The organism is Bradyrhizobium symbiodeficiens, from assembly GCF_002266465.3.
Classification (GTDB): domain Bacteria; phylum Pseudomonadota; class Alphaproteobacteria; order Rhizobiales; family Xanthobacteraceae; genus Bradyrhizobium; species Bradyrhizobium symbiodeficiens.
Genome location: NZ_CP029427.2, coordinates 4303409 through 4317130, shown reverse-complemented (window position 1 = coordinate 4317130; position 13722 = coordinate 4303409). Strand labels below are relative to the sequence as shown.

Sequence of the window (13722 nt, the reverse complement as noted above, 5' to 3'; positions counted from 1 at the left end):
TGATGGTTGGGAGTGCGCTTCAACCGTCTTCGCAATGACAATGCGGTGGCAGTTGTGCGCGGTCAGGCCGACCGCCGTCGCGGCGCCGGTCGCGGCTTCAGCATCGTATCCGCCGGGCTGAGCAGCCGTCCGTCCTCCGCACGCATTTCGAGCCTCTTCACCGGCCGGCCTTTTTCGCGATCCACCAAAATGGTCGCGATCTCCTCTGGGCGGTCGTCGAACGCCTCGCTCCATTGCCGCAGCGCTACCAGGATCGGGAAGGTGCCGCGGCCCTTCGCGGTCAGCACGTACTCTTGATAAGCGCTGCCGTCAGAGGCGGGGGCGGTTGCCAGGATGCCGTGATCGACGAGCGAGCGCAGCCGCGCCGCCAGGATATTCTTGGCCATGCCGAGCTTGCTCTGAAATTCGCCGAACCGACGCAGGCCGAACAACGCCTCGCGGATGATCAGCAGCGACCACCAATCGCCCAGCGCATCCAGCGACCGCGCGATCGGGCAGGCATCGCCCTCGAAGCTCGTTCGTTTCACCATCGTTTTCGGTCCTGTCGCGTTCGCACGATTGGCGTGCCGATCACGCGCTTGTGTGGTTGCATAATAAAACCATATGCCCTAGATGGCAACATGGTTTTATGATGCAACCACTGGAGGCGAATGTGAGACTGAAGAACAAGACGGCCCTGATCACCGGGGGCAATAGCGGAATCGGGCTGGCAACGGCCAAGCTGTTCGTGGCCGAAGGCGCCAGGGTGGTGGTCACCGGACGCAACAAGCAGACGCTGGAGGCGGCGGCGAAGGAGCTGGGGCCCAATGCGCTCACGCTCGCTGCGGACGCCACCGACATCGCCGCGACCGAAGCCGCCATCAAGCAGGGCGCCGAGAAATTCGGCAAGTTCGACATCGTGTTCGCCAATGCCGGCATCGCCGGCGGCACGCCGCTCGGCTCAGCCGCGCTCGAGGTCTTCGAGAAGGTCATCAGCACCAACCTGACCAGCGTGTTCTTCACTGTGCAGTCGGCGCTGCCCTACCTCAACGACAACGCTTCGATCATCCTCAACGGTTCGGTCATCTCCGTGCTCGGCATTCCCGGCTACTCCGCTTACGGCGCGGCGAAGGCCGGCGTGCGGGCGATGGCGCGGATCATGGCCTCGGAGCTGTCGCCGCGCGGCATCCGCGTCAACGTGGTCGCGCCCGGCGCGATCCGCACGCCGATCTGGGGACCTGCAACGGCAACGCCGGAAGCCGAGAAGGAATTCGAGAAGCGGATCGCGCTGTCGACGCCGCTGGGGCGCCTCGGCGAAACCGATCACGTTGCGAAGACGGTGCTGTTCCTCGCTTCCGATGATTCCGCGCATGTGCAGGGCCAGGAGATCTTCGTCGACGGCGGCGCGGTGGCCTCGCCGAGCGGCGCGCCGATCTATCGCGGCTGATCGCGTGAAGTGAAGATTGAATCGGCCGGCGCGATCCTCGCGGGTTGCGCCGGCCGGTTCCCGCGTCTTGCGGGCGGCGGCCGATCTTGCCGAAGCCTCAGGCCGCGCGCAGGGTCGTTGCCGATTGCAGCGCGCCGGCAATCGCCTTTTCGCGGTGCTCCGGGCCGAGCTGGATGCCGTCTGCGAAGATGAATTCGGGATTGGTGATGCCGATGAAGCCGAACACCCAGCGCAGGTAGGTTTCAAGATGCTCGCCAGCGGCGGTCGGCATGTCCGCGCCGTAATGGCCCCCGCGCGAGATTGCCACGATCACACGCTTGGCGCCGGCAAGGCCCTGCGGCCCATTCGCCCCGTAGCTGAACGTCTTGCCCGCCACCAGGATGCGATCGATCCAGGCCTTGAGCTGGCTCGGGATCGTGAAATTGTACATGGGCGCGCCGATCACGATGATGTCGGCGGCCAGAAATTCGTCCAGCGCGGCCGCACTTGCGGCAAGGTCGGGTCCGAGTTCTGCGGGGGCAGGAGCGCCTTGCGCAACCGCGAGGTGCGAGCCGGAGAGGTGGGCCAGCGGGGTCAGGGTCAGGTCGTGGTAGACGATCTCCAGCGAAGGCGTCGCCTGCCGGAGCCGGTCGACGATGGCTGCGGACACCTGTCTGGAGACGGAATGGGGGCCGAGCACGCTGGAGTCGATATGGAGCAGTTTCATTTGGGATCACCCTGGTATAAGTTTGTAACCAGAGCTACATGAGTGACTGCCGAAATCCCCGCAAGAACGCACTTTTTTGAGCCATGGGCACATCCTTGAAACCTGAGAACACCGGTTTGCCTGCACCGCGGCTGCCGGATCCGGACCACGCCGACTGCCGCGGCGTGGCTTCGGTCCTGTCGCGCGTCGGCGACAAATGGAGCGTGTTCGTCATCATGATGCTCAGCGATGGGCCGAAACGCTTCAACGAGCTCAAGCGCATGATCAACGGCATCTCGCAGCGGATGCTGACCTTGACGCTGCGCGGGCTGGAGCGCGACGGCCTGGTCACGCGCACGATCTTTCCGACCATTCCGCCACGCGTCGATTACGAGCTGACCGATCTCGGTCGCGGGCTGCAACAGCCGGTGAAAGAGCTCGGGCAGTGGGCGATCGACCATCTGATGCAGATCGAGGCGGCCCGCACGAAGTTCGATCAGCGCAACGACAGCTAAAGCAGAGACACCAGCCCGCCGCCGTGACGCTCCAGCTTGCCGGCAAGCTCGAGCTCCAGCAGCACGGTGCGCACGATCGCGGGCGAGGCGCCGGACATCCGCACCAGATCGTCGATCGAGATGGGCGTGGGGCCGAGCAGGCCGGTGATCTGGACGCGGTCGTGGCCTTGCGGATCGGTCTCGAACGGCTCGCTGTCGGGCTCGCTCATCGGGTGCATCAGCGGCCGTTCCATGATCGGCGCGATCGCGTTGACGATATCGGCAGCTTCCGTGACGAGGGTCGCGCCCTGCTTGATCAGATCATTGGCGCCGGCGGCGCGCGGATCGAGCGGCGAGCCCGGCACCGCGAACACCTCGCGGCCCTGTTCGGCCGCCATGCGCGCGGTGATCAGCGAGCCGGAGCGGTGCGCGGCTTCCACCACGACGACGCCGAGCGAGGCGCCCGAGATCAGCCGGTTGCGGCGGGGGAAGTCGCGGGCGTGCGGCTCGTGGCCGAGCGGCATCTCGGAGATCGCAGCGCCCGCGTTGTCGAGGATCGCCATGAGGAGGTCGCCATGCTCGGGCGGATAGATGCAGTCGTGGCCGCCGGCCAGCACCGCGACGGTGCCGCTTGCGACGCTGGCGCGATGCGCGGCCTGATCGACGCCGCGCGCGAGCCCGGAGATGACGATAAAACCGGCTTCGCCGAGCTCGCGCGCCAGCAGGCCTGCGAATTTCAGCCCGGCGCCGGAGGCGTTGCGCGAGCCGACGATGGCAATCATCGGCCGCATCAAGGTCTTCGTATCGCCGCGCACCGCGAGCAGCGGTGGCGCATCGTCGATCATCGCCAGCCGCGCCGGATAGCCGTCCTCGCCGGGCGCACGCCAGGCAATGCCGAATTTGCGGCTCGCGGCGAGCTCGGCCTTGGCCTCGTCCGCACTGCAGATGCGCCCCGACCGCTGCGCGCCGCCGCGGCGCGCCAGATCAGGCAGCCGCTCCAGCGCCGCCCGCGAGCTGCCGAAATGATCGACCAGCGAGCGAAAGGTGCGCGGGCCCACATTGTCGGAGCGGATCAGCCGCAGGCGGTCGATCCGCTCAGCTTCGGTCAGCTCTATGCTCGGATTGATGGCGTCCACGGCGGCTCCTTGCAGGGACAGCATGGAACAACCAGAGGGCGTTGCGCAACAGTGGCGTGCGCTTGCGTGGCCCCGCTCCGATGCTAAAAGCGATGCCAATAAGAAGGATATTGCCATGATCTCACTCGCCGACCTCCAGCGCCGCATCGAAGCCGGCGAGCTTTCGCCTGAAGCCGCCATCGCCCAGTCGCATGCGGCGATCGAGGCGCGCGAGAAGGACGTCCACGCCTTCGTCCGTCACGACAAGGCCGCGAAGGCGCAAGCCTCCGGCCCGTTGCGCGGCATCGCGGTCGGCATCAAGGACATCATCGACACCGCTAATATGCCGACCGAGATGGGCTCGGAGATCTATCGCGGCTGGCAGCCGCGCGCCGATGCGCCGGTCGTCATGATGCTGAAGCGGGCAGGCGCCACCATCATCGGCAAGACCACGACCACCGCGTTTGCCTCGCGCGATCCGACGCCGACGCTCAATCCGCACAATCTCGGGCATACGCCGGGCGGCTCGTCCTCGGGCTCGGCGGCAGCGGTCGGTGCCGGCATGATTCCGCTGGCGCTGGGCACCCAGACCGGCGGCTCGGTGATCCGGCCGGCGGCCTATTGCGGGACCGCCGCGATCAAGCCGTCGTTCCGGATGCTGCCGACGGTCGGCGTGAAGTGCTATTCGTGGGCGCTCGACACCGTCGGCCTGTTCGGATCGCGCGCGGAAGATCTTGCGCGCGGACTGTTGGCGATGACGGGGCGCACCGAGTTTGCCGGCATCGTTCCGGCGAAATCGCCGCGCATCGGCGTGGTCAGGCAGGAGTTTGCCGGCGCCGTCGAGCCGGCCGCCGAAGAGGGCTTGCAGGCCGCGATCAAGGCGGCGGAGCGCGCCGGTGCCCGCGTGCAGGTCATCGATCTGCCCGAGGCGGTGCAGGAGGCCTGGCGCATCCATCCCATCGTCCAGGATTTCGAGGCGCATCGCGCGCTGGCCTGGGAATTTTCGGAGCGTCACGACGAGATCGCGCCGATGCTGCGGGCAAGCCTCGATGCCACCGCTCATCTGACGCCGAAGGAATACGACGAGGCGCGCCGGATCAGCCGCCGCGGCCGCCGCGAGCTCAGCGAAGTATTCGAGGGCGTCGACGTGCTCCTGACCTATTCCGCGCCAGGCACGCCGCCGGCCAAGGAGCTCGCGAGCACAGGCGATCCCCGCTACAACCGGCTCTGGACGCTGATGGGCAATCCTTGCGTCAACGTGCCGGCGCTGAAGGTGGGTGGCCTGCCTGTCGGCGTGCAGGTGATCGCGCGCTTCGGCAACGATCCCGTCGCACTCGCGACGGCGTGGTTCCTGGAGGACGCGCTGGCGAATTCAGGCTAGCGCGGGTTCGAAGGCGACAGCGGCGGGCGCGGCGAACGTTGCGCCGGCCTTTGCATCTTGCCCGAGCCAGCGCTCGGCGGCTGCGCGACCGCTCCGGTGCAGGAGCCGAATGAAGCCGCGGCCGAGATCGGTCGATGAGCGTTGCGCCAGGCCGTCAACGGAATCTTCCGCTGCGATCCTGGTGAGGCGCAGCGAGGGCGCGGCATGCGCCTGCGCCCATTCGATCGCGGCGATCTCGGCATTGAGCGCGGCGTTAGCTGCGATCTGGTCGAGCCTGCGGTCGGTCGCGGCGAGCGTGATCGGCACGTAGCTGTCGCGCGCCGGTGTGACCTGAACGAGCAGGACGTCGGCCGTCGAGGTCTCCTGCGCCAGCCGCAGCAACGGCGGATTGCCGCCGAAGCCGCCGTCCCAATAGGCTTCGCCCTCGATCTCGACGGCGCAGTGAACCAAGGGTGGACAGGTCGAGGCCAGCGCGACGTCGGCGGTGATGGCCTCGTTGCGGAAGATCTGCTGCTGGCCGTCGCGGATCCGTGTCGCCGCGATCAAGAGCTTCGGGCAGTCCGGATTGAGCAGGGCGGCGAAATCGATATCGCGCGACAGCGCCAGCCGCAGCGGATCGAGATCGATCGGATCGAACCGGCCGGAGCGCAAGGTCGGGCCGAACGCGACCGAGCTTCCCGCCGGCGAGAAGCCACCGACCAGCATCAGCGAGCGGAACGAGGCCTCGTGCATCAGGCGGAGCCAGAATCGGCTCAGCCGTGCCCGCGCAGCTTCGCGGCCGCCCTCCGCGAGGCCGGAGGCGAGCAGGAGCGCATTGATGGCGCCGGCGCTGGCGCCGCTGACGGTGTCGATCTCGATCGGCTCTTCCAGCAGCCGTTCCAGCACGCCCCAGGTGAAGGCGGCAAAGGTGCCGCCACCCTGCAGCGCCAGCGAGAGCTTTCGCGGCGGCCATGGGGTGAAACGAGCCTGCTCAACCGGAGCAGCCGCCGTGACGGCCTCGACCGGCGCAGGTGCGGCGGGCGCGGGCGGCGAAACGGCTGTGGGCGCTGGAGGCGGTGCGGCGGCATCGGACCAGATGCAGGTCGTCGACAGCAGCCGGCTCGCTGCAGTGCCCTGCAAGCCAGCTTCGTCATGGATGCCGTCGATCTTTTCGCTCATTCCGAGCAACCGCGTAACGTCATTTCCACTGTCAGGATGACAGGCATGGAGCCTGTTCGCTACTCCCGGCCGCGAGAAGGTCGGCAGTTGCGAACAGGATTTGACATATAATGCGCAGAGGAGCCTCGGTATCCGTAGATGCCCCGGCTTCAGAGGCTTTGCCGCCGCGGTTCGGGACGCGACTACGCCTTCTCGCCGATCCGGCTCTCCTTGCCGGTCTGCAAGCGCTTGATGTTCTCGCGGTGCGCGTAGAACGTCAGCAGCGTCAGCAACGCCGTCAGCGCGGCCAATGCGAGATGCCCGAACCACCACAGGAACATCGGCGTGACGAACGCCGCCACCAGCGCGGAGAGCGAGGAGTAGCGGGTGGTGAAGGCGGTCGCCAGCCAGATCAGGCAGAACACCACCATGCCGGGCCAGAACAGGCCGAGCAGGATGCCGATATAGACGGCCACGCCCTTGCCGCCTTTGAATTTGAGCCAGACCGGGAAGAGATGGCCGAGGAAGGCGCCGAGCCCGGCCACCATGGCGGCATTGGGGCCTGCGATGTAGCCGGCGATCACCACCGCCGCCGTGCCCTTAAGCGCATCGAGCAACAGCGTGCCGGCGGCAAGAGCCTTGCTGCCCGTGCGCAGCACGTTGGTGGCGCCGATGCTGCCGGAGCCGATCGAACGGATATCCTGGGTGCCGGCGAGCCTGGTCAGGACCAGTCCGAACGGGATCGAGCCGAGGAGGTAGCCGATGACGAAGGCCACCGGCAAAAATGCTTCAAGCCCCAAGGCTACGTCTCCCCACATGGCTGCGTCTCCAAAGTCCTGACTTCCAAGCCGAACGATTGCGCACGTCAGACATGCTCAAACACCGTTCGACCGCCGACAATGGTGCGCACCACGCGGCCTGTAAAGCGGGCCTCGTCGAACGGGGTATTCTTGCAGGGCGATTTGAGCTCGGCGGGATCGACCACCCACGGCACGTCGGGATCGATCACGATGACGTCGGCCGGGCTGCCCACGCGCAGGGTTCCGCCAGGAAGGCCGAGCAACTCGGCCGGGCGGGTCGACATCGCGCGGATCAGCGTCTTCAGGTCCAACTCGCCATTGTGCACGAGGCGGAGGCCGGCGGGCAGCATGGTTTCCAGACCGACGGCGCCGGGAGCGGCTTCGGCGAAGGGGAGGCGCTTGACCTCGACGTCCTGCGGATTGTGGTCGGACATGATGACGTCGAGGAGGCCGGAGGCGATTGCGGCAACCAGCGCACGGCGGTCATCCTCGGTGCGCAGCGGCGGTGACAGTTTCAGGAAGGAACGATAGGGACCGATGTCGTTCTCGTTCAGCGCAAGATGGTTGATCGAGACCGAGGCGCTGACGGCGAGACCGGCGTCGCGGGCACGTTGGAGGACCTCCAGCGAGTCCGTGCAGGTCAGCGAGGCCGCGTGATAGCGGCCCCCAGTGAGCGCGACGAGGCGCATGTCGCGTTCGAGGATCACAGCCTCGGCGGCATTCGGGATGCCCATCAGGCCGAGCCGCGATGCGAACTCGCCCTCGTTCATCACGCCTTCGCCGACGAGATCGGGGTCCTCGGTGAAGTGCACGATCAGCGCGTCGAAATCGCGGGCGTAGGTCAGCGCACGGCGCATCACCAGCGCGTTCGTCACGCTTCGGACGCCGTCGCTGAAGGCGATGGCACCCGCGGCCTTGAGCAGACCGAACTCGGTCATCTCGTGGCCGTGCATACCCTTGGTGAGGGCTGCCATCGGCTGGATGTTGACGATCGCGGTGTCGCGGGCGCGGCGCATCACGAAGTCCACGGTCGCCGAATTGTCGATCACGGGGGAGGTGTCGGGCTGGCAGATGATGGTGGTGATGCCGCCTGTCGCGGCCGCCTGGCTTGCGGTGGCAAAGGTCTCGCGATGGCTGAAGCCGGGTTCGCCGACGAAGGCGCGCATGTCGATCAGGCCGGGCGCGACGATCTTGCCGGCGCAGTTGACGATGTCGGTGCCTTCGGGGACGCCGGCAGCTCCGATGCCGCGGCGGGTCTCGCGGATGGCGCCGTCGGCGATCAGGACGTCGCCGACACCGTCGAAATCCCTGGAGGGATCGACGACGCGGGCATTGGCGAGCAGGATGGGGCGGCGATCGGTCAACATCGGCATCACGCGTTCGGCAGGTTACGGGCGAGCGCTTCCAGCACCGCCATGCGCACGGCGACGCCCATCTCCACCTGTTCGCGGATCAGGGACTGGGCGCCATCGGCCACGATCGAGTCGATCTCGACGCCGCGGTTCATGGGTCCGGGATGCATCACGAGCGCGTCGGGCTTGGCGTAGGCGAGCTTCTTCTGGTCGAGCCCGAAATAGTGGAAATATTCCGAGGTCGACGGCACGAAGGAGCCGTTCATGCGCTCGCGCTGCAGCCGCAGCATCATGACGATGTCGGCGCCGTTCAGCCCCTCGCGCATGTCGCGGGCCACCTCGACGCCCATCCGCTCGATGCCCGGCGGCAGCAGCGTGGTGGGGCCGACCACGCGGACGCGGGCGCCCATCGTATTGAGCAGAATGATGTTGGAGCGGGCGACACGCGAATGCAGCACGTCGCCGCAGATCGCGACCACGAGGCCTTCGATCCGGCCCTTGTTGCGGCGGATCGTGAGCGCGTCGAGCAGGGCTTGCGTGGGATGCTCATGGGCGCCGTCGCCGGCATTGATCACGGAACCGTCAACCTTGCGCGCCAGCAGTTCCACCGCGCCGGAGGCGTGGTGGCGCATCACCAGGATATCCGGGTGCATCGCGTTCAGCGTCATCGCAGTGTCGATCAGCGTCTCGCCCTTCTTGATGGACGAGGACGCGACCGACATGTTCATGACGTCGGCGCCGAGTCGCTTTCCCGCGAGCTCGAATGAGGACTGGGTCCGGGTGGAGGCCTCGAAGAAGAGGTTTATTTGCGTCCGTCCCCGCAGGACGGTGCGCTTCTTGTCAACCTGGCGGTTGAGCTCGACATATTCTTCGGACAGGTCGAGGAGGCCGCTGATGTCGGCCGCGGAAAGGCCCTCGATGCCCAGCAAATGCCGGTGGCCGAGGACGAAGGTCGATTTCGATGTCATTAAAGCGAGAGCTATAGGCGCGGATGGCTGAGGGGGCAAGGGCCAATGCCGGGGCGGGGAGTTATCCCCTGAGGAGTCTGGTAAGACGTCGATCGTCATGCCCGGGCATAGCCGTCCGAAGGACGGCGTCGCTTCCGCTTGCCTATGTCCCGGGCATCCACGTTCTTCTATCGCATTTGACGCAAATAAGGCCGTGGATGGCCGGGACAAGCCCGGCCATGACGATGTGGAGGCTCCCATTGAAGACAACTCTGACAGCGCTCTTGGTTGCAGCATTTGTTGGCGCCGCCCACGCCCAATCGCTCCCCGGCGGATTCGTGTACCTGCGCGAGATCGATCCCAGCATCATCCAGGACATCCGCTACGCCACCGCGAACAATTTCGTCGGCCGTCCGCTCGCCGGCTACAATGCCGGTGAATGCGTGGTGAAGCGGGAGGTGGGGCTGCGGCTGAAGGCGGTGCAGCAGGAGCTGACGGCGCAAAATCTTTCGCTGAAGATGCTCGACTGCTACCGGCCGGCGCGGGCCTCGCTCGATATGGTCAAGTGGTCGCAGAACGGTCATGAGACCGCCGCCGAGCGGCGCTACAATCCGAAAATTCCCAAGACCGAGCTGTTCCGCCTCGGCTATATCGCGAGCCGCTCGCAGCATTCCACCGGCGCGGCGCTGGACCTTACGCTGGTCGATCTCAGGGCCGACAATTCCGGCAAATACGACCCGTCGAAAACCTATGCCGACTGCACGGCGGCGGTTGAGGCGCGACTGCCTGAGGGCAGCGTCGACATGGGCACCGGCTACGACTGCACCGACACGAAAGGCCATACCGCGGCACCGTCGATCACGCCGGAGCAACGCGCTTGGCGCAGACGGCTGGTGGCTGCGATGGCCAGGCAAGGCTTTGTGAACTATGCGAAGGAGTGGTGGCATTTTTCGCTGCCGGGGGCCGGCGGGGCGCCCTATGATTTTCCGATCCAGCCGCGGCGGAACTGATTCCGCCCCGAGGAAACCTGATGAACCAGCCGAGCTTTGCGACCCACGAGGTCTTCAACCAATCGCCGCCGTTCGAGGATGTCGATCTGTTCACTGTCGATCGGCCGCTGGTCGATGCGGTGAAGGCCAACGGTGGTGCGGCGGCGGAACGCGAGTTGTCCGAGTTCGGCAAGCAATGGGGCTCGGCCGCGATGGTAGATCTCGGGCGCGTCGCGAACGAGAATACGCCGAAGCTGCGCAGCTTCGACGCAAAAGGCAATCGCCGCGACCAGGTCGAGTTTCACCCGGCCTATCACGAGCTGATGGCGTACAGCGCCCATGCCGGTGTGCACAATTCGACGTGGACTGCGAACGGCAAACCGGCGGGCGATGCCGCCGAAGTGATCCGCGCGGCAAAATTCTACATGGCGGCCCAAGTCGAGACCGGCCATCTCTGTCCGATCACGATGACGCGCGCCTCGGTCGGTGCGTTGGCGATGCAGCCGGATCTGCTCGGCCGCGTGATGCCGGTGCTGTCGACCAAGAGCTACGATTCCACGTTCGCGCCGTGGTGGGACAAGCGCGGCATGACGCTCGGCATGGGCATGACCGAGAAGCAGGGCGGCACCGACGTGCGCGCCAACATGACGCGCGCCGTCCGTGACGGCGAAGCCTATCGCATCACCGGCCACAAATGGTTCATGTCGGCGCCGATGTGCGATGCGTTCCTGGTGCTGGCGCAGGCCGAGCAGGGCCTGACGTGTTTCTTCATGCCGCGCTTCGCGCCGGACGGTTCCGTGAATGCGATCCAGTTCCAGCGATTGAAGGACAAGCTCGGCAACCGCTCCAATGCCTCGTCCGAGGTCGAATTCACGGGTGCCTACGCCGAACGGGTCGGCGAGGAGGGCAAGGGCATCCGCACCATTATCCAGATGGTGCAGCTGACGCGGCAGGATTGCGCGATCGCCTCGGTCGGTCTGATGCGCTCGGGGCTCGCGCATGCACTGCATCACGCCCGTCACCGCAGCGTGTTCCAGAAGCATCTGGCCGACCAGCCCCTGATGCAGGCGGTGCTGTCGGACATGGCGCTGCATGTCGAGGCGAGCACGGCCCTGGTGATGCGGCTCTGCCGCGCCTTCGACCGCACGCCGCACGATGCGGCGGAGGCCGCCTATATGCGGCTGCTGACGCCCGCGATCAAATACTGGACCTGCAAGAGTGCGCCGCCGTTCCTCTATGAAGCCATGGAGTGCCTCGGCGGCAATGGCTATGTCGAGGACGGCATCCTGGCGCGACATTACCGGGAGGCGCCGGTCAACGCGATCTGGGAAGGCTCGGGCAACGTGATGTGCCTCGACGTGCTCCGGGCGCTCTCGCGCGAGCCGGAGGCGGCGACGGCCGTGTTGCAGGCGTTAGCGGCCGAGACGAAGGGTTTGCCTGGGGCAGGCGAGGCGGCCAGCTTCATCGGCAAGACTTTTCGGCGCGCCGATGGCGAGCGCGTCGCGCGCCTCGCCGTCGAGAAGCTGGCGCTGCTGGCCGCTGCGGCGGCGCTGAACAGCGTGTCGCCGCGCAATGCCGAACTGTTCGCGAGCACGCGCCTTGCGGCCAATCACGCCAGCATGTACGGCGCGGTCGAGCTCGACAGCGGCGGGGCTCGCGGGCTGCTGGAGCGGGCGCTGCCGTGAGTGTTCCGAACGAAAGCCCATTGATGGACTCCCTCAATCCCGACCATCCGCCGCTGACCGTGACGCCTGCGCCGCCGCGCGTCTGGCTGTTCTGGGGCACGGCGTTGTGGGGCCTCGTCATCTTCGCCGCAATGTTCGTCGGGCAGATCGGCGCCGTCGTCCTGCTGGCGGCGCTGCGTGGTCTTCCCATGGACCTCGCCTCGGTCCAGGCGATCGGCCACGAGCCGCAGGCGCTCGCGCTCTCGGTCATCATGGGACTGCCGGCAACGCTTCTGGCGGTGTGGCTGGCCATTGCCATCAAGAAGGCCTCCTTCGTCGATTATCTCGCGCTGCACTGGCCGTCCTGGAAGCAACTGCTGTTCGGTGCCGTCGGCCTCATCCTGATCGTGGTGGTCTGGGAGACGATGTCGCGCGCGCTCGGCCGCGAGGCGACGCCGGGCTTCATGACCGATCTGTTGAAATCGGGCCGCGACAAGGGCGCGGCGCTGTTGCTGCTGTTCGCCTTCAGCGTGGCCGCGCCGATGTCGGAGGAGATCCTGGCGCGCGGCTTCCTCTATCGCGGCTGGTCGGCGAGCTTTTTGCGCGTGCCGGGCGCGATCCTGCTGTCGTCGCTGGTCTGGACGGTCGTGCACCTGCAATACGACATCTACTTCCTCGCCGAGGTCTTCACCATCGGACTGTGGTTCGGCTACATGCGCTATCGCGCGAATTCACTCTGGCTCACCATCGCGCTGCACGCGATGAACAATCTGACCGCTGTGGTGCTGACGATGTGGCTGGGGAGCTAGGCCACCAGCGCGATCGCGATCGGCATGGTGATCGCCGCCAGGATCGTCTGCAGCGTGATGATTTGCGCCAGCAGCGGTGCGTCACCGCCCATCTGGCGGGCGAGGACATAGGCGCTGGGAGAGGTCGGGACCGCCGCGCAGATCGCGACGATCGCAAGACTGTTGCCCGATAGCCCAAACCACAAGGCGAGCGCCAACGCGAGCAAGGGCATCAGCACCAGCTTGAACGCCACGCCGAGCGTCGCGCCGAGGCTGGGGCGGAGCAGTCCCTTGAGCTGCAGGCCCGCGCCGGTGACGAGCAGGCCGATCGCGAGCGAGGAGCGGCCGAGCGCGTCGGCCACCTCGTGCCAGATCTTCGGCAATGGGAGATGCATGACGTTGATGGCAAGGCCGATGACACAGGCCCAGATCAGGGGATTGCGGATCACCGTCATGGCGATGGTCCGTGCTGACTGCTTCTCCGGCGCTGCGTAATGTGCGAGCACCGCGACGCTGAAGACGTTGACCAGCGGAATGATCGCGACCATTGCCACCGACGCCAGCGCCAGCCCGACATCGCCATACAGGTTGGCGGAGACCGACAGCGCCACGTAGGTCTGCCACCGCGTCGCGCCCTGGAAGATCGAGGTGAAGGCGGGGCCGTCGATATCGAGCCGCGCCAGGGCCGGGCGCAGCGCGAGGCAGAGCAGCGACATCGCCAGCGCCGACAGCAGCAGCGCGCCGCCGACACCGGCGACCGGCACCCTGGAGAGGTCGGCCTTCACCAGCGTCTGGATCAGCAGCATTGGAAACAGCACGAAATAGGTCAGCCGCTCCAGCCCGTGCCATTGCGTGTCGAGCCGCATCAGGCTGCGCTTCAAGACCACGCCGAGCACGATGAGGATGAAGACCGGCAGCAGCGCCGCGATCACGACGGCCATCGG

14 protein-coding genes are annotated in these 13722 nt (G+C 66.6%); 6 read left to right on the top strand and 8 right to left on the bottom strand.

The annotated features are described in order from the left end of the window. Positions 1-62: 62 nt before the first annotated feature. Positions 63-530 carry a winged helix-turn-helix transcriptional regulator gene (locus tag CIT39_RS20050; RefSeq protein ID WP_094977528.1) on the bottom strand — a complete coding sequence of 156 codons (468 nt, stop codon included), beginning with the start codon at positions 528-530 and terminating at the stop codon, positions 63-65. 122 nt (positions 531-652) lie between these two features. Here CIT39_RS20050 and CIT39_RS20045 point away from each other — a divergent pair, with 122 nt between their 5' ends. Then, the gene (locus tag CIT39_RS20045; RefSeq protein ID WP_162308592.1) at positions 653-1426 is read left to right on the top strand and encodes an SDR family oxidoreductase; all 774 of its coding nucleotides are present in this window, start codon (positions 653-655) and stop codon (positions 1424-1426) included. A 97-nt stretch (positions 1427-1523) separates the two neighbouring features. Here the strand turns inward: CIT39_RS20045 and CIT39_RS20040 are convergent, their stop codons facing one another. After that, positions 1524-2132, bottom strand: a complete 609-nt coding sequence (locus CIT39_RS20040) for an FMN-dependent NADH-azoreductase (protein WP_094977530.1) — start codon at positions 2130-2132, stop codon at positions 1524-1526. Positions 2133-2215: 83 nt separating this feature from the next. Here CIT39_RS20040 and CIT39_RS20035 point away from each other — a divergent pair, with 83 nt between their 5' ends. Next, entirely contained in the window at positions 2216-2626 is a 411-nt protein-coding gene (locus tag CIT39_RS20035; protein WP_094977531.1) for a winged helix-turn-helix transcriptional regulator, read from the top strand. Here the strand turns inward: CIT39_RS20035 and dprA are convergent. Beyond that, positions 2623-3765 carry a DNA-processing protein DprA gene (gene dprA / locus CIT39_RS20030; RefSeq protein WP_094977532.1) on the bottom strand — a complete coding sequence of 381 codons (1143 nt, stop codon included), beginning with the start codon at positions 3763-3765 and terminating at the stop codon, positions 2623-2625. The genes CIT39_RS20035 and dprA overlap by 4 nt on opposite strands. A 91-nt stretch (positions 3766-3856) precedes the next feature. On the opposite strand from dprA, the gene CIT39_RS20025 reads away from it, so the two are divergent. Next, complete coding sequence (locus CIT39_RS20025; protein WP_094977533.1) at positions 3857-5101, top strand: amidase; 1245 nt, start codon at positions 3857-3859, stop codon at positions 5099-5101. Here CIT39_RS20025 and CIT39_RS20020 read toward each other — a convergent pair. The 4 genes from CIT39_RS20020 to CIT39_RS20005 all read right to left on the bottom strand — a co-directional run bounded on the left by CIT39_RS20020 (position 5093) and on the right by CIT39_RS20005 (position 9358). Beyond that, positions 5093-6259, bottom strand: a complete 1167-nt coding sequence (locus tag CIT39_RS20020; protein ID WP_162308591.1) for a patatin-like phospholipase family protein — start codon at positions 6257-6259, stop codon at positions 5093-5095. The two genes, CIT39_RS20025 and CIT39_RS20020, sit on opposite strands and share 9 nt — an antisense overlap. 182 nt (positions 6260-6441) lie before the next feature. After that, the gene (plsY, locus tag CIT39_RS20015) at positions 6442-7038 is read right to left on the bottom strand and encodes a glycerol-3-phosphate 1-O-acyltransferase PlsY (protein ID WP_094977534.1); all 597 of its coding nucleotides are present in this window, start codon (positions 7036-7038) and stop codon (positions 6442-6444) included. 65 nt (positions 7039-7103) lie between these two features. Beyond that, positions 7104-8411, bottom strand: coding sequence for a dihydroorotase (locus CIT39_RS20010; RefSeq protein ID WP_094977535.1), 1308 nt, complete (start codon positions 8409-8411; stop codon positions 7104-7106). Further along, positions 8411-9358 carry an aspartate carbamoyltransferase catalytic subunit gene (locus CIT39_RS20005; protein ID WP_094977536.1) on the bottom strand — a complete coding sequence of 316 codons (948 nt, stop codon included), beginning with the start codon at positions 9356-9358 and terminating at the stop codon, positions 8411-8413. Before CIT39_RS20005 ends, CIT39_RS20010 begins: the two co-directional genes overlap by 1 nt. A 239-nt stretch (positions 9359-9597) precedes the next feature. On the opposite strand from CIT39_RS20005, the gene CIT39_RS20000 reads away from it, so the two are divergent. Genes CIT39_RS20000 through CIT39_RS19990 form a run of 3 tightly spaced genes read left to right on the top strand, consistent with a single transcriptional unit; the run spans position 9598 to position 12799 of the window. Next, a complete protein-coding gene (locus CIT39_RS20000; protein WP_244607402.1) occupies positions 9598-10347 on the top strand; it encodes a M15 family metallopeptidase in 750 nt (249 codons plus the stop codon). Between the two features lie 20 nt (positions 10348-10367). Beyond that, positions 10368-12011 (top strand): isovaleryl-CoA dehydrogenase, encoded by a 1644-nt coding sequence (locus CIT39_RS19995; RefSeq protein ID WP_094977538.1) that lies wholly within the window; start codon positions 10368-10370, stop codon positions 12009-12011. Between the two features lie 23 nt (positions 12012-12034). After that, the gene (locus tag CIT39_RS19990) at positions 12035-12799 is read left to right on the top strand and encodes a CPBP family intramembrane glutamic endopeptidase (protein WP_094977539.1); all 765 of its coding nucleotides are present in this window, start codon (positions 12035-12037) and stop codon (positions 12797-12799) included. Here the strand turns inward: CIT39_RS19990 and CIT39_RS19985 are convergent. Beyond that, positions 12796-13719, bottom strand: coding sequence for an AEC family transporter (locus CIT39_RS19985; RefSeq protein ID WP_094977540.1), 924 nt, complete (start codon positions 13717-13719; stop codon positions 12796-12798). The genes CIT39_RS19990 and CIT39_RS19985 overlap by 4 nt on opposite strands. Between the last annotated feature and the right edge of the window lie 3 nt (positions 13720-13722).

Coding starts and splice junctions, on each gene's coding strand:
- CIT39_RS20020 (WP_162308591.1), bottom strand. CDS start 6,259: ATGAGCGAAAAGATCGACGGCATCCATGACGAAGCTGGCTTGCAGGGC.
- CIT39_RS20040 (WP_094977530.1), bottom strand. CDS start 2,132: ATGAAACTGCTCCATATCGACTCCAGCGTGCTCGGCCCCCATTCCGTC.
- CIT39_RS20005 (WP_094977536.1), bottom strand. CDS start 9,358: ATGACATCGAAATCGACCTTCGTCCTCGGCCACCGGCATTTGCTGGGC.
- CIT39_RS20025 (WP_094977533.1), top strand. CDS start 3,857: ATGATCTCACTCGCCGACCTCCAGCGCCGCATCGAAGCCGGCGAGCTT.
- CIT39_RS19985 (WP_094977540.1), bottom strand. CDS start 13,719: ATGGCCGTCGTGATCGCGGCGCTGCTGCCGGTCTTCATCCTCATCGTG.
- CIT39_RS19995 (WP_094977538.1), top strand. CDS start 10,368: ATGAACCAGCCGAGCTTTGCGACCCACGAGGTCTTCAACCAATCGCCG.
- CIT39_RS20035 (WP_094977531.1), top strand. CDS start 2,216: ATGGGCACATCCTTGAAACCTGAGAACACCGGTTTGCCTGCACCGCGG.
- dprA (WP_094977532.1), bottom strand. CDS start 3,765: ATGCTGTCCCTGCAAGGAGCCGCCGTGGACGCCATCAATCCGAGCATA.
- CIT39_RS20050 (WP_094977528.1), bottom strand. CDS start 530: ATGGTGAAACGAACGAGCTTCGAGGGCGATGCCTGCCCGATCGCGCGG.
- CIT39_RS19990 (WP_094977539.1), top strand. CDS start 12,035: ATGGACTCCCTCAATCCCGACCATCCGCCGCTGACCGTGACGCCTGCG.
- CIT39_RS20010 (WP_094977535.1), bottom strand. CDS start 8,411: ATGCCGATGTTGACCGATCGCCGCCCCATCCTGCTCGCCAATGCCCGC.